This window comes from Pantoea folii (assembly GCF_056678875.1).
This window is the reverse complement of sequence record NZ_JBWXON010000014.1, coordinates 74,865-95,976: the sequence shown is the minus strand read 5'-3', so window position 1 is coordinate 95,976 and position 21,112 is coordinate 74,865. Positions and strand designations below refer to the sequence as shown.

The 21,112-nt window shown below is 55.2% G+C and carries 19 protein-coding genes and 1 pseudogene; 11 read left to right on the top strand and 9 right to left on the bottom strand.

From position 1 onward, the window contains the following. Positions 1-20: 20 nt before the first annotated feature. Positions 21-1,097 carry an LPS export ABC transporter permease LptG gene (lptG, locus tag AC1MDE_RS16735; RefSeq protein WP_034826451.1) on the bottom strand — a complete coding sequence of 359 codons (1,077 nt, stop codon included), beginning with the start codon at positions 1,095-1,097 and terminating at the stop codon, positions 21-23. After that, positions 1,097-2,197 carry an LPS export ABC transporter permease LptF gene (gene lptF, locus AC1MDE_RS16730; protein WP_058959428.1) on the bottom strand — a complete coding sequence of 367 codons (1,101 nt, stop codon included), beginning with the start codon at positions 2,195-2,197 and terminating at the stop codon, positions 1,097-1,099. The genes lptG and lptF overlap by 1 nt, the downstream gene beginning before the upstream one ends. A gap of 267 nt (positions 2,198-2,464) precedes the next feature. Here lptF and pepA point away from each other — a divergent pair, with 267 nt between their 5' ends. The 4 genes from pepA (at position 2,465) to AC1MDE_RS16710 (ending at position 7,943) form a co-directional block, all read left to right on the top strand. After that, positions 2,465-3,976, top strand: coding sequence for a leucyl aminopeptidase (gene pepA / locus AC1MDE_RS16725; RefSeq protein WP_034826455.1), 1,512 nt, complete (start codon positions 2,465-2,467; stop codon positions 3,974-3,976). A 77-nt stretch (positions 3,977-4,053) separates the two neighbouring features. Next, complete coding sequence (locus tag AC1MDE_RS16720; protein ID WP_058959430.1) at positions 4,054-4,515, top strand: DNA polymerase III subunit chi; 462 nt, start codon at positions 4,054-4,056, stop codon at positions 4,513-4,515. A 2-nt stretch (positions 4,516-4,517) separates the two neighbouring features. Continuing rightward, complete coding sequence (locus tag AC1MDE_RS16715) at positions 4,518-7,373, top strand: valine--tRNA ligase (protein ID WP_160868501.1); 2,856 nt, start codon at positions 4,518-4,520, stop codon at positions 7,371-7,373. A gap of 63 nt (positions 7,374-7,436) precedes the next feature. Beyond that, positions 7,437-7,943, top strand: coding sequence for a GNAT family N-acetyltransferase (locus AC1MDE_RS16710; RefSeq protein WP_370529933.1), 507 nt, complete (start codon positions 7,437-7,439; stop codon positions 7,941-7,943). 33 nt (positions 7,944-7,976) lie between these two features. Here AC1MDE_RS16710 and miaE read toward each other — a convergent pair whose 3' ends face one another. Continuing rightward, positions 7,977-8,738 carry a tRNA isopentenyl-2-thiomethyl-A-37 hydroxylase MiaE gene (gene miaE / locus AC1MDE_RS16705; protein WP_479401199.1) on the bottom strand — a complete coding sequence of 254 codons (762 nt, stop codon included), beginning with the start codon at positions 8,736-8,738 and terminating at the stop codon, positions 7,977-7,979. 59 nt (positions 8,739-8,797) lie between these two features. Beyond that, positions 8,798-9,220, bottom strand: a complete 423-nt coding sequence (gene rraB, locus AC1MDE_RS16700) for a ribonuclease E inhibitor RraB (RefSeq protein WP_034826466.1) — start codon at positions 9,218-9,220, stop codon at positions 8,798-8,800. Positions 9,221-9,383: 163 nt separating this feature from the next. Here rraB and argF point away from each other — a divergent pair, with 163 nt between their 5' ends. From argF to ridA, 4 genes are all read left to right on the top strand, one after another. Then, complete coding sequence (gene argF / locus AC1MDE_RS16695) at positions 9,384-10,391, top strand: ornithine carbamoyltransferase (RefSeq protein ID WP_480344853.1); 1,008 nt, start codon at positions 9,384-9,386, stop codon at positions 10,389-10,391. A gap of 232 nt (positions 10,392-10,623) precedes the next feature. Further along, positions 10,624-11,559 (top strand): aspartate carbamoyltransferase, encoded by a 936-nt coding sequence (gene pyrB / locus AC1MDE_RS16690; protein ID WP_034826472.1) that lies wholly within the window; start codon positions 10,624-10,626, stop codon positions 11,557-11,559. 10 nt (positions 11,560-11,569) lie between these two features. Then, positions 11,570-12,034 (top strand): aspartate carbamoyltransferase regulatory subunit, encoded by a 465-nt coding sequence (gene pyrI, locus AC1MDE_RS16685; protein ID WP_034826475.1) that lies wholly within the window; start codon positions 11,570-11,572, stop codon positions 12,032-12,034. A gap of 78 nt (positions 12,035-12,112) precedes the next feature. Next, entirely contained in the window at positions 12,113-12,499 is a 387-nt protein-coding gene (gene ridA, locus AC1MDE_RS16680; RefSeq protein ID WP_034826478.1) for a 2-iminobutanoate/2-iminopropanoate deaminase, read from the top strand. A 179-nt stretch (positions 12,500-12,678) separates the two neighbouring features. Here ridA and AC1MDE_RS16675 read toward each other — a convergent pair whose 3' ends face one another. Next, positions 12,679-15,063, bottom strand: coding sequence for a beta-N-acetylhexosaminidase (locus AC1MDE_RS16675; protein ID WP_058959435.1), 2,385 nt, complete (start codon positions 15,061-15,063; stop codon positions 12,679-12,681). A gap of 271 nt (positions 15,064-15,334) precedes the next feature. Between AC1MDE_RS16675 and nrdD the strand changes: the two genes are divergently transcribed. Continuing rightward, the gene (gene nrdD / locus AC1MDE_RS16670) at positions 15,335-17,473 is read left to right on the top strand and encodes an anaerobic ribonucleoside-triphosphate reductase (RefSeq protein ID WP_479401203.1); all 2,139 of its coding nucleotides are present in this window, start codon (positions 15,335-15,337) and stop codon (positions 17,471-17,473) included. Next, positions 17,470-17,934 (top strand): annotated as a pseudogene (gene nrdG / locus AC1MDE_RS16665) (anaerobic ribonucleoside-triphosphate reductase-activating protein); the annotation flags it as partial. The gene nrdD and the pseudogene nrdG, both read left to right, overlap by 4 nt. On the opposite strand, the gene AC1MDE_RS16660 reads toward nrdG, so the two are convergent. Beyond that, positions 17,929-18,966, bottom strand: coding sequence for a permease (locus AC1MDE_RS16660; RefSeq protein WP_058959438.1), 1,038 nt, complete (start codon positions 18,964-18,966; stop codon positions 17,929-17,931). The pseudogene nrdG and the gene AC1MDE_RS16660 sit on opposite strands and share 6 nt — an antisense overlap. Positions 18,967-19,093: 127 nt before the next feature. After that, entirely contained in the window at positions 19,094-19,534 is a 441-nt protein-coding gene (locus AC1MDE_RS16655) for a YhbP family protein (RefSeq protein ID WP_058959439.1), read from the bottom strand. Positions 19,535-19,614: 80 nt separating this feature from the next. Between AC1MDE_RS16655 and AC1MDE_RS16650 the strand changes: the two genes are divergently transcribed. Beyond that, positions 19,615-19,902 (top strand): GIY-YIG nuclease family protein, encoded by a 288-nt coding sequence (locus AC1MDE_RS16650; RefSeq protein ID WP_058959440.1) that lies wholly within the window; start codon positions 19,615-19,617, stop codon positions 19,900-19,902. Here AC1MDE_RS16650 and AC1MDE_RS16645 read toward each other — a convergent pair. Then, positions 19,886-20,392: a GNAT family N-acetyltransferase gene (locus AC1MDE_RS16645; protein WP_034826492.1), complete on the bottom strand. Its 507-nt coding sequence runs from the start codon at positions 20,390-20,392 to the stop codon at positions 19,886-19,888. The genes AC1MDE_RS16650 and AC1MDE_RS16645 overlap by 17 nt on opposite strands. Further along, on the bottom strand, positions 20,386-20,910 hold the full coding sequence (gene ubiT, locus AC1MDE_RS16640; protein ID WP_058959461.1) for a ubiquinone anaerobic biosynthesis accessory factor UbiT: 525 nt from the start codon (positions 20,908-20,910) through the stop codon (positions 20,386-20,388). Before ubiT ends, AC1MDE_RS16645 begins: the two co-directional genes overlap by 7 nt. Positions 20,911-21,112: the final 202 nt, after the last annotated feature.

Genomic DNA, 21,112 nt, shown 5'->3' with positions numbered 1-21,112 from the left:
AGCAGGCTATCCCTGAACCATCAACTGCGCTTCATCAGCAGATACAAGCTGATGGCAAAGAACGCGGCACTCGGCAATAGCGCTCCCAGAATCGGTGGGATGCCATACACCAGACTCAGCGGACCGAAGATCTGGTCCAGCACGTAGAACAGGAAGCCGAAGCTGATACCCGTCACCACGCGCACGCCCATCGACACGCTACGCAGCGGACCAAAGATAAACGACAACGCCATCAGCATCATCACCGCCACGGAAAGCGGCTGGAAGATTTTACCCCACATGTTCAGCAGATAACGCCCTGACACCTGGCCACTCTGCTTAAGGTATTTGCTGTAGTTGTACAGACCGCTAATGGACAGCGCATCCGGATCCAGCGCCACCACGCCGAGTTTGTCAGGCGTCAGGTTGGTTTTCCACTCCCCGCCCAGACTTTGGGAACCGGTAATCTGTTTCGCATCACTCAGGTTGGACTCATCTACCTGCGACAGCTGCCACAACTTCTTGTCCTTGTTCCAGGTCGCACTGGCGGCATAACGCACGCTGAGCAGACGACGCTGGTCGGTGAACGTGTAAATGCTGACGCCATCAATCTCATTGTCGCCTTTGATGCGTTCGATGTAGATAAAGTCATGGCCGTCTTTCGCCCACAGCCCATTCTGCGTCGACATCAGCGAGCCGCCGTACAGCTGCTGCGCACGGTAGTTACGCGCCATCTGCTCGCCCTGCGGTGCCACAAATTCGCCGATAGCCATGGTCAACAGCACCAGCGGAATCGCGGTTTTCATCACCGCCAGCGCCACCTGCATACGGGTAAAGCCCGATGCCTGCATCACCACCAGCTCGCTGCGCTGCGCTAGCGTTCCCAAGCCCAACAATGCACCTAAGAGTGCGGCCATCGGGAAGAAGATCTCAATATCTTTCGGCACGCTGAGCAGCGTGTAGTAACCGGCGTCGAGTGCGGTGTAGGCACCCTGCCCGGTTTTACGTAGCTGATCGACAAATTTGATAATGCCCGATAGCGACACCAGCATGAACAACGTCAGCATGATGGTGTTGAAGATGGTTTTGCCGATATAGCGGTCAAGGACCTTAAACATTACTGCGATCCTCCACGACTAAAGCGACCACGAATGCGTCGCATCGGTACCGTATCCCACAGGTTCAACATCACGGCCAGCGCCAGATAAGCCAGGTTCACTACCCACATCCAAATCGCGGGATCGAACTTGCCTTTCGCTGCGTTAGAACGTAACGAACTCTGCAGCAGGAAGAAGATCAGATACAGCAGCATCGCAGGCAGCATTGATAGCACACGCCCCTGACGAGGGTTGACCACGCTGAGCGGCACCACCATCAACGCCATCACCAGCACCGCAAACACCAGCGTTAGACGCCAGTGGAACTCGGCCTGGAACTGCGGCGTTTTGTTTTGGTACAGCGTGCTAATACTCGCCTGATCGGCATCATTCGGATCGAGCGTGGCTTCTTTATAGCCCACCAGCGCCTGATAGTTGGTGAAGTCAGTGATGCGGAAATCGCGCAGCATCGCGGTACCTTCAAAGCGCGTGCCTTTATCCAGCGTCACCACTTGTGAGCCGTCTTTGCGCTGCTCCATATGACCGCTGTCGGCGACGACCACGGATGGACGCGCATTGCCCTTCGGACGCAGCTGCGCCAGGAACACGTTACCAAACGTGTTGCCTTTGACGTTCTCAACAAACAGCACGGTATTACCGTCACTGGAGGTCTGGAACTGGCCCGCCGCCAACGCTGCCGCACCGGGGTTGGCTTTGGCATTTTGCGTCACTTCGTCCTGATAACGCGATGACCATGGCCCTAACCAGATGACGTTAACCGCCGCCACCGCGGAAGTCAGCAGCATCAGGATCATCGCGGCCTTGACCAGCACGCTTTTCCCCAAGCCGCAGGCATGCATCACCGTGATCTCACTTTCGGTGTACAGCCGCCCAAGGGTCATTAAAATCGCCAGAAACAAGCTTAGGGGCAGGATAAGTTGTGCCATTTCAGGCACGCCAAGTCCTAACAATGTCAGAACCAGATTTGTTGGGATCTCGCCATCCACCGCTGCACCCAAAATCCTGACTAACTTCTGGCAAAAGAAGATCAGTAGCAGGATGAACAGGATAGCCAGCTGGCTTTTGAGCGTTTCCCGAACCAGATATCTAATGATGATCACGCTTAGTACGCCTGTGATAACTTGTCTTTTTGCAGGAAAATCGCTAGTTTCAACGCTTATCAGCCATTTTTCTTCATCAATGGCCGTCATCGTAGCTAAAATAGTATGACGAACGCGTTAGGGTGGTGAAAAAACAACACATTGCCACCACATCTCATTATGACCGTCGGCGTTAAATTGTCATGGCGCCGCTAAAAATAATGGGTTACGAACGCGCTACATTCTAACGACAGCTAAGGCCGTTGTCTTTAAGATTCAGGAGAGTGCATGGAGTTCAGTGTAAAAAGCGGTAGCCCGGAAAAACAGCGTAGCGCCTGCATTGTTGTGGGCGTTTTCGAACCGCGCCGTTTGTCACCCATTGCTGAACAGCTGGATAAAATCAGCGACGGCTACATCAGCGCCCTGCTGCGCCGCGGTGAACTGGAAGGCAAAGTCGGTCAGACATTGCTGCTGCACCATGTGCCTAACATCCTGTCTGAACGCATCCTGTTGATCGGCTGCGGTAAAGAGCGCGAGCTGGATGAACGCCAGTATAAACAGGTGATTCAGAAGACCATCAATACGCTGAACGACACGGGTTCGATGGAAGCGGTGTGCTTCCTGACCGAACTGCATGTTAAAGGGCGTAACACTTACTGGAAAGTCCGCCAGGCGGTTGAAACCTCAAAAGAAGCGCTCTACAACTTCGATCAGCTGAAAAGCAATAAAGTTGAACCGCGCCGTCCACTGCGCAAGCTGGTGTTCAACGTGCCAACCCGTCGTGAACTCACCAGCGGTGAACGTGCGATTCAGCATGGTTTAGCGGTGGCAGCGGGCGTCAGAGCCGCCAAAGACCTCAGCAATATGCCGCCAAATATTTGTAACGCCGCGTATCTGGCGTCACAGGCGCGCCAGTTGGCAGATGCTTACAGCAAAAATGTCACCACGCGTGTCATCGGCGAACAGCAGATGAAAGAGCTGGGCATGAACGCTTATCTGGCGGTCGGGGCCGGTTCACACAACGAATCATTGATGTCGGTGATTGAATACAAAGGCAGTACCGATCCAGAAGCGCGTCCGATTGTACTGGTCGGTAAAGGCCTGACCTTCGATTCCGGTGGTATCTCGATCAAACCTGCCGATTCGATGGATGAAATGAAGTACGACATGTGCGGCGCGGCGTCCGTGTACGGCGTGATGCGCATGGTGGCGGAACTCAATCTGCCGCTGAACGTCGTCGGCGTACTGGTGGGTTGTGAGAACATGCCGGATGGTCGTTCGATGCGTCCAGGCGATGTGCTGACCACCATGTCAGGCCAGACCGTTGAAGTGCTGAATACCGATGCGGAAGGCCGTCTGGTGCTGTGCGACGCGCTGACTTACGTGGAGCGCTTCGAGCCAGAAGTGGTGATTGACGTCGCGACCCTGACCGGTGCCTGCGTGATTGCGCTCGGCCATCACGTCAGCGGTTTGATGTCGAACCATAATCCGCTGGCGCATGAGCTGATCAGCGCCTCCGAGCAAGCGGGTGACCGCGCCTGGCGTCTGCCGATGGCGGATGAGTATCAGGAGCAGCTGGAATCCAATTTTGCCGATATGGCAAACATTGGTGGTCGCCCGGGTGGTGCTATCACCGCAGCCTGCTTCCTCGCACGCTTTGCCCGTAAATTTAACTGGGCGCACCTGGATATCGCCGGTACCGCATGGCGTTCTGGCAAAGCCAAAGGCGCCACCGGTCGTCCGGTTCCGCTGCTGTCGCAGTTCCTGTTGAACCGCGCAGGATTGAACGGCGACGATTAATCGCGGTTCAAAGATAGACGTATGAACTCATGGGGCGCAAAATGCGCCCCACTGTCATTAATGGAAATAAGCTTGCCATGAAAAACGCCACTTTCTATGTGATGGAGTCGGAAAGCGCCAGCGACGGCCTGAGCGCCATCGAAGCACTGGTGTGCGATCTGGCCGAAACACGCTGGCGTGACGGCAAACGCATCCTGATTGCCTGCGAGAATGAAGACCAAGCTAATCGTCTGGATGAAGCGCTCTGGCAGCGCCCCGCCAACGCCTTTGTGCCGCACAATCTGGCCGGTGAAGGCCCGCGTTACGGCGCACCGGTAGAATTAGCCTGGCCGCAGCGTCGCGGCAGTTCCCCGCGTGACCTGCTGATTAGCCTGCTGCCAAAGTTCGCAGATTTTGCTACTGGTTTCCATGAAGTGATAGACTTCGTACCTTACGAAGAATCCCTAAAACAACTGGCGCGCGACCGCTATAAAGCCTATCGCAGCGTTGGTTTCCAATTGAATACGGCGACGCCACCTCCGCCGCAAACGACAGTGTAGAAATGGAAAAGACATATAACCCGCAAGATATCGAGCAGCCGCTCTACGAGCACTGGGAACAGCAGGGCTACTTTAAACCGAATGGCGACACCAGCCAGGAAAGCTTTTGCATCATGATCCCGCCGCCGAACGTCACCGGCAGCTTGCATATGGGTCACGCTTTCCAGCAGACCATCATGGATACCATGATTCGTTACCAGCGTATGCAGGGTAAAAATACCCTGTGGCAGGCAGGTACTGACCATGCCGGTATCGCGACGCAGATGGTGGTTGAACGCAAGATCGCCGCTGAAGAGGGCAAAACTCGCCAGGATTACGGCCGTGATGCTTTCATCGACAAAATCTGGCAGTGGAAAGCAGAGTCTGGCGGCACTATTACCCGTCAGATGCGTCGCCTTGGCAACTCCGTGGATTGGGAGCGCGAACGCTTCACCATGGATGAAGGCCTGTCGAATGCGGTGCGTGAAGTTTTCGTCCGTTTGTACAAAGAGAACCTGATTTACCGTGGCAAGCGCCTGGTGAACTGGGATCCAAAACTGCGTACCGCGATCTCCGATCTGGAAGTGGAAAACCGCGAGAGCAAAGGCTCAATGTGGCATATCCGCTACCCGCTGGCGGATGGCGTGAAAACTGCAGAAGGCAAAGATTATCTGGTGGTTGCCACCACTCGTCCGGAAACCCTGCTGGGCGATACCGGCGTGGCGGTGAACCCGGAAGATCCGCGTTATAAAGATCTGATCGGCAAAGAGCTGATCCTGCCGCTGGTGAACCGCCGCATTCCGATCGTCGGCGATGAGCACGCGGACATGGAAAAAGGCACCGGCTGCGTGAAGATCACCCCAGCGCATGACTTCAACGACTATGAAGTCGGTCGTCGTCACAAGCTGCCAATGATCAACATCCTGACCTTTGATGGCGATATCCGCGAGCGTGCGGAAGTGTTCGACACCAACGGTGAAGTCAGCGACGAATGCGCCGATGAGATCCCAGCGCAGTTCCAGAAAATGGAGCGTTTCGCGGCGCGTAAAGCCATGGTGGCTGCGGTTGATGAACTCGGCCTGCTCGATGAAATCAAACCACACGATCTGACCGTGCCTTACGGCGACCGTGGCGGCGTGGTGATCGAGCCGATGCTGACCGACCAATGGTATGTACGCACGGCTCCACTGGCGAAAGTTGCGGTAGAAGCGGTCGAAAACGGCGACATCCAGTTTGTGCCAAAACAGTATGAAAACATGTACTTCTCATGGATGCGTGACATTCAGGATTGGTGCATCTCGCGTCAGCTGTGGTGGGGACATCGCATCCCGGCCTGGTATGACAACGACGGCAACGTCTATGTGGGTCGTACTGAAGCCGAAGTGCGTCAGGAAAATAACCTGGCTGACGTTGTGGTGCTGCGCCAGGACGACGACGTGCTGGACACCTGGTTCTCATCAGGCCTGTGGACCTTCTCGACCCTTGGCTGGCCAGAGAATACCGAAGCGCTGCGTACCTTCCACCCAACCAGCGTGCTGGTGAGTGGCTTCGACATCATTTTCTTCTGGATTGCGCGCATGATCATGCTGACCATGCACTTCATCAAAGATGAAGACGGCAAGCCACAGGTGCCGTTCAAAACCGTGTATATGACCGGTTTGATTCGTGATGAAGAAGGCCAGAAGATGTCCAAGTCGAAAGGCAACGTCATCGATCCACTGGATATGATCGACGGCATTTCGCTGGAAGATCTGCTGGAGAAACGCACCGGCAACATGATGCAGCCGCAGTTGGCTGAGAAGATCCGTAAACGTACCGAGAAGCAGTTCCCGGACGGCATTGTGGCATCAGGCACCGATGCCCTGCGCTTTACCCTGGCGGCACTGGCCTCAACTGGCCGTGACATCAACTGGGACATGAAGCGTCTCGAAGGCTATCGCAACTTCTGTAACAAGCTGTGGAACGCCAGCCGTTTCGTGCTGATGAACACCGAAGAGCATGATTGCGGGCAGAACGGCGGCGAACTGAAGTTGTCATTGGCGGATCGCTGGATTCTGACCGAATTCAACAGCACCGTGAAAGCCTATCGTGAAGCGCTGGACAGCTATCGCTTTGATATCGCTGCCAACATCCTGTACGACTTCACCTGGAACCAGTTCTGTGACTGGTATCTGGAGCTGACCAAGCCAGTCATGAGCAACGGCAGCGAAGCGGAACTGCGCGGCACGCGTAATACGCTGGTTACCGTGCTGGAAGCGGTCTTACGCCTGGCGCACCCAATAATTCCTTACATCACCGAAACCATCTGGCAGCGTGTGAAAGGTCTGAAGAATATCGATCACGACACCATCATGCTGCAGCCGTTCCCGCAGTTTGATGCGGCGAAAGAAGATGTGGAAGCCAAAGCGGACATTGAGTGGATCAAGCAGGCGATCGTGGCAGTGCGTAACATCCGTGCTGAAATGAACATCGCACCGGGTAAACCGCTGGATGTGCTGCTGCGTGACTGCTCGCCAACCGCGCAGCGTCGTGTCGATGAGAACCGTAGCTTCCTGTCACGTCTTGCGCGTCTGGAAAGCCTGACCATTCTGCCTGCGGGCGAGAAAGGTCCGGTCTCGGTCACCAAGATCGTCGAAGGCGCTGAGTTGCTGATCCCAATGGCGGATCTGGTCAACAAAGAAGCCGAGCTGGAGCGTCTGGCGAAAGAGTTGACCAAGCTGGATGTCGAGATTGAGAAGATCCAGGTCAAACTGGCGAACGAAGGCTTTGTTGCACGTGCACCGGAAGCGGTGGTGGCGAAAGAGCGCGAGCGCATCGTTGAGCTGGAACAATCAAAAGCAAAACTGATTGAACAGCAGGGCGTGATTGCGGCATTGTAAGCGCATCAGTCCAATTGCTAAATCATAGCCGGGCACTGCCCGGCTTTTTTACACCGGAAGAAAATGATGACCACCGCTACGCCACTGAATTTACAGGTGCGCCCGATTGTTGCGGCCGATAATCCGCTGATTGCGCAAGTGATCCGTGATGTCTCCGCAGAGTTTGGCCTGACCGCCGACAAAGGTTACACCGTGTCCGATCCGAATCTGGATCGCCTGTTCGAGTTGTACAGCGAAGCGAACAGCGCTTACTGGATCGTCGAGCATGAGGGACGTGTTGTGGGCGGCGGCGGCGTGGCACCTTTGGCGTGTAGCGCACCGGACATCTGCGAATTGCAGAAGATGTACTTCCTGCCCCAAGTACGCGGTTTAGGGCTGGCGCGTGCGCTGGCGTTGCGGGCGATGGAGTATGCGCGTCAGCAGGGTTTCCGTCGCTGCTATCTGGAAACCACCGGCACGCTAACCCGCGCGATTAAGCTGTATGAGTCATTGGGTTTTGAGCTGATCGACAGCGCGATGGGCTGTACCGGGCACGGCGATTGTGAAGTGCGGATGCTGAAAGTGTTGTGATGTAAAAGCGGTGCGCAGATTTGCGCACCCAACTTAGTAAGCAGGCACACCGCTATGGAAACGCAGCTCACCATCCGGCTCGCTGATTAAGCGCGCTTCCGCTGCACCAAACGCCTGCACGCGCGGGGCAATGTCCTTCGCTGAAATCTGTTCCGCCAGCTTCAAATAATCCTGATAGTGACGCGCTTCAGAACGCAGCAGCGAAATATAGAACTTCTGCAGCTGTTCATCCAGATACGGCGCCAGGCTGGCAAAACGCTCGCAGGATCGCGCTTCGATATAGGCTCCGCAAATCAGCTTATCCACCAGCGCTTCAGGTTCAAACGTACGGATTTCACGAATCAGCCCTTTGGCATAGCGGCTGGCAGTGATTTTGCGATACGGCAAACCCCGCGACTGCATGATTTCCCACACCTGATAAAAATGATGCAGCTCTTCTTTGATCAGCAGAATCATCATCTCGACCAAATCATCCGCCCACGGCAGTTCGTTACGCACAATGATGCTCTTGGTCAGATTTTTATGCGCGTTAATGAAGTTGCTGTCTGGCTCTTCGCGGTAGATGAAATCTTCGTATGGCTTGAGCCACGCCAGAATGGCATCGCCACTGGGTTTATCAGCCACATACTTACGAATGATAAACACCGCGGTTTGTGCCGCTTTTAACTCGCACACCATGTGATCGGTCAACAACAGCGTCAGGTTTTCCGGCTTGCGCGCTTCGTCAATCCACGCTTGTGGCGTGCGGCAGTGCAGGAATTCATAAATGGGTTTTAACAGAGGAGCGTAATTCATCGGCGTTCTTTATCTGGCGGGGAAGTGGTTCTGGGCGGCGAGCGCCGCCCGTTTAAGACTTAGTGACGCACACCGTCGTCTTCTTCGTCGTCGATGAAATCACCATCGTCGTCTTCATCTTCCGCGTCCGGGTCTTCGAAGTAAGTGCCCCAGCCGTCGTAATCGACGTTGAACTTACCGGCCAGATTCACCAATTGCTCAACTTGTGCATCAATCAGCTCTGGCTTCAATGCGCCTTCGCTCAGGATATCCACACACATCACCGTGCCGCCCTCTTCCAGCTCCAGCTCTTCTGGCTCACTCACTTCAAAGCCCAGTTTGAAAGCCTCAACCGCGACTTTCTCCAGTGAGTCGAAGTTGTTGCAAGAGAGGTGATGCTCGATAGTGTAAAGCGCATCCGGATCGCTGCCGTCTTCCAGCAACTCTTCAATGATCAGGCGGGTTTCTTCGCGCTGTTCTTCCAGCAATGCTTCATATGCCATGTGCGTGTCCTCAAAATGTTCGACGTGAATGCAATTATTTTCCCACACTGCCTCGCGCGCCACTACACAAAACGGAAAGTTTCTTAACGCCGGGGTTGAAAATGCATATTCATACGGTTAGATTGAATTTTAATTCATTATTAATCCCCATCTGGAGCGCTGTATGAGTCAGCTGTATTCGAGACACTTCCTGAGATTGCTGGATTTCACCCCCGCCGAAATCGCTAACCTGTTAAGTCTGGCAGGTGAATTAAAACACGCTAAGAAAAATGCTACCGAAACGCAGTACCTGAAAGGCAAGAATATCGCGCTCATCTTCGAAAAAGACTCGACCCGTACCCGATGCTCTTTCGAAGTTGCCGCATACGATCAGGGCGCTAACGTCACTTACCTCGGCCCAAGCGGCAGCCAGATCGGCCATAAAGAGTCAATGAAAGACACCGCGCGCGTATTAGGTCGCATGTATGACGGTATTCAGTATCGTGGCTTCGGCCAGGAACTGGTGGAAACGCTGGCGGAATTTGCCGGTGTGCCGGTGTGGAACGGATTGACCACGGAATTCCACCCGACGCAGTTGCTGGCAGATTTGCTCACCATGCAAGAACATCTGCCGGGTAAACCATTGAGCGAGATGACGTTAGTGTATGTGGGTGACGCACGTAACAACATGGGCAACACCATGCTGGAAGCGGCAGCTCTGGTAGGGCTGGACCTGCGCCTGGTGGCCCCGAAGGGTTGCTGGCCGGAAGAGCAGTTGATTGAACAGTGTCGCGTTGCAGCACAGAAAACCGGTGGCAAAATCACCCTGACCGAAGAGATTGCCGAGGGCGTACAAGGTGCGGATTTCATCTACACTGATGTGTGGGTGTCGATGGGTGAAGCGAAATCGGTATGGGAAGAGCGTATCGCCCTGCTGCGTCCCTATCAGGTCAATAGCGCGATGCTGGCGCTGACCGGTAATCCACAGGTGAAATTCCTGCACTGCCTGCCCGCCTTCCATGATGATCAAACCACACTGGGCCGTCAGATGGCTGAACAGTATGGTCTGAAAGACGGCATGGAAGTGAGTAACGAGGTGTTTGAATCGGCGCACAGCATCGTGTTCGATCAGGCCGAAAACCGCATGCATACCATCAAAGCGGTGATGGTCGCCACGCTGGGAAACAAGTAATGCAAACGTTTACCTTGCGGCGATTTCTGCTTGATGCAAATCAGTGAATGCGTATAATGCGCCACAATTTGCCGGAGGAAACATGCAACAGCGCAGCGTACAATTTGCCGCTCTACCCCGCCTGACCACAGGCGATGCCGCTGTTTCTTTCCGTCAACCATTGATCGTAAAAAAAGCCCCTTAAGCAGGGGCTTTTTTTTGTCCGCAATCCGGCAGCGCAGAGGAGAACGCTATGGCCAACCCGCTATATCGCAAGCACATTATTTCCATTAACGATCTCAACCGCGAAGAACTGGAGCTGGTGTTACACACCGCTGCCCAGCTCAAGGCTCATCCCCAGCCGGAACTGCTGAAGCACAACGTGATCGCCAGCTGCTTCTTTGAAGCCTCGACGCGCACCCGCCTGTCGTTTGAAACCGCTATGCATCGTTTGGGTGCTTCAGTGGTGGGCTTCGCCGACGGCAGCAATACCTCGCTGGGTAAGAAAGGCGAAACGCTGGCCGACACCATTTCGGTGATCAGCACTTATGTCGATGCGATTGTGATGCGTCATCCGCAGGAAGGCGCCGCGCGCCTGGCGACTGAATTCTCCAGCGGCATTCCAATTCTCAATGCCGGTGACGGTGCCAACCAGCACCCGACGCAAACCCTGCTGGATCTGTTCACCATCCGTGAAACCCAGAGCCGCCTCGACAACCTGAATGTGGCGATGGTCGGTGACCTGAAATATGGCCGTACCGTGCACTCGCTGACCCAGGCGCTGGCGAAATTCACCGGCAACCGTTTCTACTTTATCGCGCCGGATGCGCTGGCGATGCCGGCCTACATCACCGATATGCTGGATGAGCAGAACATTGTCTGGACGCGCCACGACACCATCGAAGAAGTGATGCCGGAACTCGACATCCTGTATATGACCCGTGTGCAGAAAGAGCGTCTCGATCCGTCTGAGTACGCCAACGTCAAAGCACAGTTCATCCTGCGCGCGGCCGATTTAGCCGGCGCACGCGACAACATGAAAGTGCTGCATCCGTTGCCGCGTATTGATGAGATTACCACTGACGTCGATAGCACGCCGCACGCCTGGTATTTCCAGCAGGCGGGCAACGGCATCTTCGCCCGCCAGGCTCTGCTGGCACTGGTACTGAATAGCGAACTGGCCCTGTAAGGAGAAACCGATGACTCACGATAATAAATTGCAGGTTGAAGCCATCAAGCGTGGCACGGTAATCGACCATATTCCTGCGCAGGTCGGTTTTAAATTACTGTCGCTGTTTCGCCTGACCGAGACCGACCAGCGCATCACCATTGGACTGAATCTGCCTTCAGGTGAGATGGGGCGCAAGGATTTGATTAAGATCGAGAATACCTTCCTGACCGATGATCAGATTAACCAGCTGGCGGTGTATGCGCCTCACGCCACGGTTAACCGCATTGATGAATACGAAGTGGTGGCGAAAATCGCCCCAACCTTACCGGATCGTGTCGAGCGTGTGCTGACCTGCCCGAACAGCAACTGCATTAGCCGCAGTGAGCCAGTATTCAGCAGCTTCGCGGTGAAACAGCGTGACGATGATGTGCACCTGAAGTGCAAATATTGCGAGAAAGAGTTCGCGCGCCACGTGGTGCTCGGTCACTGGTAATCGTGCTTATCGTCCCTATAATGGGGCGAACCAATACGCGGCTGACAAAGGTCGGCTGCGCACTTTTAAGGAGAAACAATGTCTCGCGAAATCAGCACAGAAAAAGCACCCGCAGCAATTGGCCCTTATGTGCAGGGCGTGGATCTCGGCAGCATGATCATCACTTCAGGCCAGATCCCTGTTGATCCGGCGACCGGTGCCGTGGCAGATGATGTGTCTGCGCAGGCGCGTCAGTCACTGGAGAACGTGAAGGCGATCGTGGAAGCCGCTGGCCTGAAAGTGGGCGACATTGTGAAAACCACCGTGTTCGTGAAAGATTTGAACGACTTCGCCACCGTTAACGCTACTTACGAAGCCTTCTTTACCGAGCACAACGCCAGCTTCCCGGCACGTTCTTGTGTGGAAGTCGCGCGTCTGCCGAAAGATGTGAAGATCGAGATTGAGGCCATTGCCGTACGTCGTTAAGTAAAGCAATGCGCAATAAATTGCGCCGCTACAAATTTGTGCTCAACTGTAGCGGCGCGATGAGTGTGTTAGAACATCACCTTAGCGACATCAATGCATGGCGTGCTCTTCACCCCCGTAGCGACGTAATTCCATGGTGTGCCATCCTCTCGTAGCGGCGTGATTGGTCGCGCATCCGTTTATTTAGACGACCTCAACAACTTCTCCAGCGGCCTGACCAGCGCCAGCACCGTTTCATCCTGCACTTCTGCCGCAGCGTCCAGTTTGGCGCGCATCTCAGCCACTTCGCTGGCACCGTATGCCTGATTACGCTGCATCGCATTGACCAAATCGATGCCCATGCGGCTCAGTTGCGCCACCTGCTGAACCTGCTGCTGCAGCGGCTTGAGCTGATAGCTGCTCAGAATCAGCGGCATCACCGCGTCACTGTTGTTCTGCCAGCGCTGTAACTGCTGACGAATAACGTTGGCCGCCATGCGATCCTCACGGTTGGCGATCAGTGCATCGACTTGTTTATCCAGTAACCGCACCGGTTCGCTTTCGGCAGGCAGTACATCCGCCAGACGATTGAGCGGCTCGAAATAGTCATAGTGCCCTGCCTGGAATTTCAGGTGCTGACGCGTGTAATACTGCGCCGGTTCCAGCACCTCCGCCAGCACGCGCAGCGGCGTGATATCGCTGGTGTTGGCCAGTCGCATCATCTGCACCTCCGCCTGCTGATGCTGCTGTAATCCCACCGACACCGTGCCCCAGCGATCCACCGCGTTTAAGCGTTGGTACATGTTGTCGCTGTCGGTGACATCCTTCGCCGACCACAGACGCTCAGCCACCACAAAGGCACGCGGCCATAAACGCGTATCAATTACCCGGCTGTTGACGTTTTCCGCCCACAGCGCTGCTTCACCGCCAATCAGGTTGTTTTGCATTTGCTCAGGCGTTGGCACTGAAGGCTGAATACCGGTCGGCACCTGTGCCAGCTTGCTGCCCTCAGCGGGATAGCGCACATTGCCCACCAGCATGTAACCGATCAGTTTGTCCTGCGTCAGAGTGACCATTGGCTGAACCGGCCCCATCCAGGTATCGACGCTAAAGGTCAGCTGCGTGGGCGACAGCCAGCGAATATCACTCACCATACGCCGCGCTTTGCCGCTGAAATCAATAAAGCCACGCCAGCCGCTTTTAGCTTCCACCAGAGTGAAACTGCCTTTGACCGGGCTGCCCTTCAAACGCGGCATGGTGAACTGCCAGCTCTGCGCTTGCTCGTCGGCTTGAATCTGATCCTGACCCTGGAGTCCCTGCGGCCAGGGCTCGTTGCGGTAGTGGTAGGCTGCGGTTTGCGGTTGATCGAGATAGAAACCGGTTGAGAGAATGCCACGGAAATCGTGCTTCGCCACCTCACCTAACGCATCCTGTCCCTGCCAGGACTGGATCAAAATGCTTTTCGGCAGATCCGGATGGTAAACCTCATCCCAGCCAATCATGCGACGTTGATGCGCTTCCAGGATCTTCTCCACCCGCTGATTGAACCACGCCTGTAATGCGTGCGTGTCTTTCAGACCATGGTCACGCATAAACTGCTGAATTTTCGGCGAGTCATTCCATTGGGTCGGATCCACTTCATCGCCGCCGATATGGATATAAGGATCGGGGAAGATCGCCGTAACCTCGCCCATTAGCGTATCGATGAAGGTGAAGACCGCTTCGTTGCTGGGATCGAGCAGCGGTTTAAACACGCCCCAGCCGCGTTCCATCTGGTACGGGCCCGGCGCGCTGAGCAGTTCTGGCATCGCCACCGCGATTGCCGAGGCGTGCCCCGGCACATCAATTTCCGGCACCACGCGCACGCCGCGCTGGGTGGCATAACGCACCACATCACGCATCTGTTGCTGCGTGTAGTAAAGGCCGTCGCTGGCCTTCTCCTGCAACTGCGGATAGTGGCTGGAGGCAAATCTCCAGCCCTGATCATCGGTCAGATGCCAGTGGAATACGTTCATTCGCGCTGCGGCGATACCGTCGATCTGCCGCTTCACCGTTTCAATCGGCAGGAAGTGGCGTGCCGAATCGATCAGCACCCCGCGCCACGGGAAGCGTGGTTTATCGTCAATGATGACGTAGGGGATCTGCGTTCCCGTCTCATTATTCTCAATCAACTGCAGCAGGGTCTCCATGCCGCGCATCGCACCGAAACGCGTGTTGGCTTTTAGCGTCACGCCGCCGCTGTTGACCTCAAGATGATAGCTCTCATCGCTGTCCGGCTGTGGCAGGGGATCCACTGCCTGGGCAATTTGTACCTGAATGGTGGCCTGGCCGCTCGGCGCACTGGCGGGCAGCAGCGGCCAACCGGTTTGACGTGAAATACGTGCACGCCAGCGCGCTTCAGCCCCCTCCAGATGATCGCCCGTAATATGCAGCGTGAATTGCGGTGTCAGCGTCAATGCGCCGCCGCTGGCAGGCTGCACCACTTTTTGCGGCCAGGGCATTAAAGGCAGATCAGAGGCGGGGGCGGCAACAGCGGAAAAAGTCAGGGATAAACAACAGGCGAGCAGCGTTCGTTGCAGAGGCATGTAAGGCATCCTTGTAATTAAATGACGGGCCAAAAATAGGCAAAAAAAAATCATTAAACCTGCTTCGCATCGCAAATCAAGTTGTAAAAGTTCGAAGTTTGGTCTGCTTAAAACTTTTGAAGTTTAGTCCGCTTTACCATTGTGCGGCTTTCAATCTTCGTTATGTCTTCTTTGCGGCAGGTCAAAAACAACGCAATTAATTTCAGCCAAAACACCACATATTGCGATTACACTCTGCACAAATATCTACATATAGTTTCACGGAGAGAAAATGGCGGCGGTGGTGATTAAGCGAGACGGCTGTAAAGTGCCGTTTGAAGCGCAGCGTATTGCGCTAGCGGTTCAGGCGGCGGCGCAAGCTGCTCAGATTGATGATGCGAGTTGGTGTACACAAGTCGCAGAGCAAGTGAGCCAGCGATTGTCCGATCGCATTGAGGTCGATATCCGTGACATTCAGTGCGCAGTGGAAGAGACGCTGATGGCCGGACGCTGGCCGCAGCTAGCGCGCGCGTATATCGAATATCGCCATGACCGTGATTTAGCCCGTGAACAGCGTGGCAAACTGCATCACGCCATTCGCGGCCTGGTTGAACAAACCAATGCCGCGCTGCTCAACGAAAACGCCAACAAAGACAGCAAAGTGATCCCCACCCAGCGCGATTTGCTGGCAGGCATCGTTGCCAAACATTATGCCCAGCAGCAGCTGCTGCCGCGTGATGTGGTTCTGGCGCATGAGCGCGGCGAGATTCATTACCACGACCTCGACTATTCGCCATTTTTCCCGATGTTTAACTGCATGTTGATCGATCTTCAGGGCATGTTGAACAACGGCTTCAAGATGGGCAACGCCGAAATCGAGCCGCCAAAATCCATTGCCACCGCGACGGCGGTGACAGCACAAATTATTGCGCAGGTCGCCAGCCATATTTACGGTGGTACCACCATCAACCGCATTGATGAAGTGCTGGCGCCGTTTGTGACGCTTAGTCTGGAGAAACATCGCTCCGTGGCACAGCAGTGGCAGATCCCGGATGCGGAAGCCTATGCGCGCGTGCGCACCGAGAAAGAGTGTTATGACGCATTCCAGTCTCTCGAATATGAGGTCAACACGCTGCACACTGCCAACGGGCAGACGCCGTTTGTCACCTTTGGCTTTGGTCTCGGCACCGATTGGGCCGCGCGCCTGATTCAGCAGTCGATTCTGCGTAATCGCATCGCAGGGTTGGGGAAAAACCATAAAACCGCGGTGTTCCCGAAATTGGTGTTTGCCATCCGCGAAGGGGTGAATCGTCGTCCCGGTGATTTTAACTACGACATCAAACAGCTGGCGCTGGAGTGTGCCAGCAAGCGCATGTATCCCGACATTCTCAATTACGACAAGGTGGTGGAAGTCACCGGTTCGTTCAAAACCCCGATGGGCTGCCGCAGCTTCCTCGGCGTGTATGAGGAAAACGGTAAGCAGATTCACGAAGGGCGAAACAATATTGGGGTGATAAGCCTGAACCTGCCGCGCATTGCACTGGAAGCCAAAGGCAATGAAGCTCATTTCTGGCTGCTGCTGGATGAACGGCTTGAACTGGCTAAACGGGCATTGATGACGCGCATCGCCCGGCTGGAGAAAACCAAAGCACGCGTAGCGCCGATTCTCTACATGGAGGGCGCGTGTGGCGTACGTTTGAACGCTGATGACGAAGTCGGCGCGATTTTCCGCAACGGCCGTGCTTCGATCTCGCTCGGCTACATCGGCCTGCATGAAACGCTGAACGCGCTGAGCGGCAATGAAGTCCATCCGTATGATGCGCAGCACCTGCGGGAAAAAGGTGTGGCGATTGTGCAGCGACTGCGTGCTGCTGTGGATGCGTGGAAAGACGAGACCGGCTACGGTTTTAGCCTGTACAGCACGCCGAGCGAAAACCTGTGTGATCGCTTCTGCCGGCTCGATGCCGCCGAATTTGGTGTGGTGCCGGGCGTCACCGACAAAGGTTATTACACCAACAGCTTCCACCTCGACGTCGAAAAGAAAGTAAATCCCTACGACAAGATCGATTTTGAAGCGCCCTATCCCGCCATCGCCAATGGCGGCTTCATCTGTTACGGCGAATACCCCAATATTCAACACAACCTCAAGGCGCTGGAGGATGTGTGGGATTACAGCTATCACCGCGTGCCCTATTACGGCACCAATACGCCCATCGATGAGTGCTACGAATGCGGCTTTACGGGTGAATTCAGTTGCACCAGCAAAGGCTTTACCTGTCCGTGCTGTGGTAACCACGATCCGGCACGGGTTTCCGTCACGCGCCGTGTTTGTGGCTATCTGGGCAGCCCTGATGCGCGGCCGTTCAATGCCGGTAAGCAGGAAGAGGTACAGCGCCGCGTCAAACATCTGGATACCGGACAGCTGGGATGATGCGTTTTCATCGCTATTACGCCGTCGATATCGTCAACGGGCCGGGCACCCGCTGCACGTTGTTTGTCTCGGGTTGTGAACATCAGTGCCGTGGCTGCTATAACCAAAGTACCTGGCGGCTCGATTCCGGCGTACCGTTCACGTTGGAGATGGAGGAGCAGCTGATTGCCGATCTCAAGGATCAGCGCATTCCGCGCCAGGGGTTGTCGCTCAGCGGCGGCGATCCCCTGCATCCGCACAATGTGCCGCACATCCGTCGTCTGGTGAAACGCGTGCGGCGTGAATGCCCGGACAAAGATATCTGGCTGTGGACCGGCTATGAAATGGCGGAACTGAGCGCAGCGCAGCGTGAAGTGGTGGCTGAAATTGATGTGCTGATCGATGGCCGGTTTGTGGAAGCGGAGAAAGATGCGCGGCTGCTATGGCGCGGCAGCCGCAATCAGAAGATCTGGTATTTACGACAGCCACAGGGCGATCGTACCGAGGATCATACCGCTGAGCGCCACGCCAATCAGCGCGATCCAAAGGGCGCGCGCCGGGAAGGCACGGTGCAGCATCAGTAGCGATGGCACACTCACGGCGGGTAAGGTTACCAGCAGCGCCAGCGCAGGCGCGATACCCATGCCCGCCAGCATCATGGTCTGCACAATCGGGATTTCTGCAGCGGTGGGAATGACAAACAAACAGCCCGCTATCGCCATCAGCATCACCCAAAACAGCGTGTTGCCCACTGCGCCATCGGCATGCGGGAACAGCCAGACTCGCGCAGCACCCAATAACAGCACGGCAACGATATACAGCGGGATGGTGTTCCAGAACAGCCGCCACATCACGCGCAGCCAGCGAGTCAGAAACGGCTGCTCGCTGTCGGCAGCCATCACCATGGGCGCGGCAATGGTTTGTTCTGGCACGCTACGCTGCACCAGCGATGCAATGCCTGGCACCATGATCACGCCCGCCACAAGCCGAATCGCCGCGAAGTGCCAACCCAGCACAAATCCCATAAAGATTAACGTGGCGGGATTTAATAGCGGATTGGCCAGCCAAAAGGCCATCGCCGCCCCGCTCGACACCTGCGACTGACGCAACCCCGCCGCCACTGGCGCGGCACAACAGGTGCACATCATGCCCGGCAAGCCTAAACCGGTGCCGATCAGCGTCGATCCAAACCGCGAGTTGCCCATTAAGCGAAGCAACCAGTTGCGCGGAATAAGCACCTGTACCAGCGATCCCAAAATCACACCCAGCACTGCGGCTTTCCAGACGGCGAGGAAGTAAACCATCGCGTAATCCAGCGCCGCGCGCCACGGTGAATCCGCGGCATTCGCCAAAATGGATTTGCCGATTGAATGGGTTTCAGCCGCTGTGAAGGCTTTGCCGTAATAGGGCTGCCATTTGACGTACCACAGGCCAATGACGACGACGGCGAGGAACAGCAAGGGTTTCCACCATGCGAAGCGCGCCGCTGGTGCAGAAGATGCAAGTTGGGTCATAGCAGATTCCGTATTCTACAGAATAACGAATGCCGCACCGGGAAGTGAGGCGGTTAATCCATAGTGTTATTCAGGTTATTGGAATCTGCTACTCAAAGTTAGCGTAAGTTTGATCGGGCGCGGAAAATTAACTTTCGCCGGTTTTATCGCGCTGCCAAAGGATTTTTTTGCCGAAGCCCAGCGCGTTGTCAGTCATCTTCAGCTCATCCAACATAATCTCCCACAAGGGTGCCTGAACCTTGCGGGCAATCGGATAACGTTTCTGGTAGGCATGCCGCGCCTGCGCTTCACGCTCACCAGTAAGCTGCTGAATACGGCCACTGTACTGCACGCCTTTGATTAGCAACACGGTTTTCGGCTGGCCGTTAACCGTCCCCGCCACGCGCGGATTAGCTTGCATAAGGGTGCCGTGTCGCGTATCGGGTTCGGTCATCAACCAAAACGCCATTCGTGTTTCATCCAGCACGTAAAAGCAGTTGGCACACCACAGATCGTCGCCATGACTGGCGCACAATGACAGGGCACGCTGTTTTTTAAGAAAACGAATAAGATGAGAATGGTCAGACACAATGCAACTCCATGTGGCAGATAGCGAGGCTAGCCTAAGCGCGCTACACTGCCCAACAGCCATTGAACAGGAAAAGTCATATGCAACAGGGCTGGCAGCTCTATATGCTGCAAACCGCCGCCGGGATGCTTTATACAGGCATTACCACAGATGTTCATCGCCGCCTGCAGCAGCATCAATCCGGGAAAGGTGCGCGCGCATTGCGTGGCAAAGGTCCGCTGACGCTGGTGTTTAATTGCGATGCAGGCGACCGATCAGCCGCTTCTCGTCTGGAGTATCAGGTGAAGCAACTCAGCCGCACGCAAAAGCTGCTGCTGGTATCGCAGCAGCCTTCATGCCTGAATGCGTGGTTTAATCGAAACGATTAAAAGGTTCGGAGAAAGCGATTAATCCTTCTGCGCCCGTAAATGCATCATCCGCTAATTTATACACCTGAAATGCCGCTTCACTGCCCAGCCAGCGACAGTGTAAGCCGTGACGTGCCGCCGGTTCGAAGCCCAACGGGTTGTAGAATTCGGGATCGCCCAAGACCACCACCGCGCTGTAGCTGAACTCGTTCAGGGAATCGAGCCCTTCATACACCAGCTGTTTGGCAATGCCCTGCTTGCGCACGGATTCATCCACCGCCAGAGGCGCCAGCGCCACCCAATTGCGGTCTTCACCTTGTAAGGTCACCGGGCTAAAGGCGGCATAACCTAATACCTGCCCTTCATCATCCGTGGCCACTACACCTAGCGTTAATAAACCATCTTCACGCAGCTGCTGCACCAGTTCAGCCTCGGCGGAGGTCGCAAAACTACGCTTCAATAAGCTGTCGATGCCCGCCGCATCCACACCAATTTCAGTACGAATCAACATGAGATCCCCGCGCGCGCCTCAGCGGCCTCCGCGTCCTGTTTCATTCCTGCCTCAACAAAGGCAGCCAGCTGCTGCAACCCCGTGCGCAAAGACGTGGGCATGGCCTCCAGTTCAATGGCATCCATCAAATTCTTCACCTCCAAACCCAGCTCCGTGTCGCCCTCAATCACCAGACGGCGTTGGAAGAACAACATATCGGGGTCTGCTTTGCGTGCTGCCACCAGCAACAAGTCGTTGGCTTCACCGCGGAACCAGACATCTGCCTCGGCGTCGCGTGAAACGGTCAGGCGTCCATTCTGCAAGGTGGTGATCCAGCGCAGATTCACATCTGCAATCTCAATCCCAAGAAAGCGCCCTTCCAGAAAGTCTAACTCACCTTCAGACAAAGCATGACGAAATTGCCAGTTTAAGAGTTGTTGCAAAACCACTTTTTTTACAGGGAATGGGGTGAATGAAATAGGTAAGGCAAGGAATTCTGGGCCTTTTTTCACCATCAGGCCGCGTAAGCGCGAAAACATCATCAACAATCCCTTCAGAAAATTTTACCTATATTGCCACATCCAGGCGCCCTCGCCTCCACTGAGATCAAGGAAATTGCGGAACAATTGATTAAATAATCTTCACTCTGCATGCTGACTGACGCTTTCACTGCCTCAAATCAACATTCACGCCTGTCGCCTTCCCTACACTTTAACGCTTCGGAATTCGGGGGAGGAAATG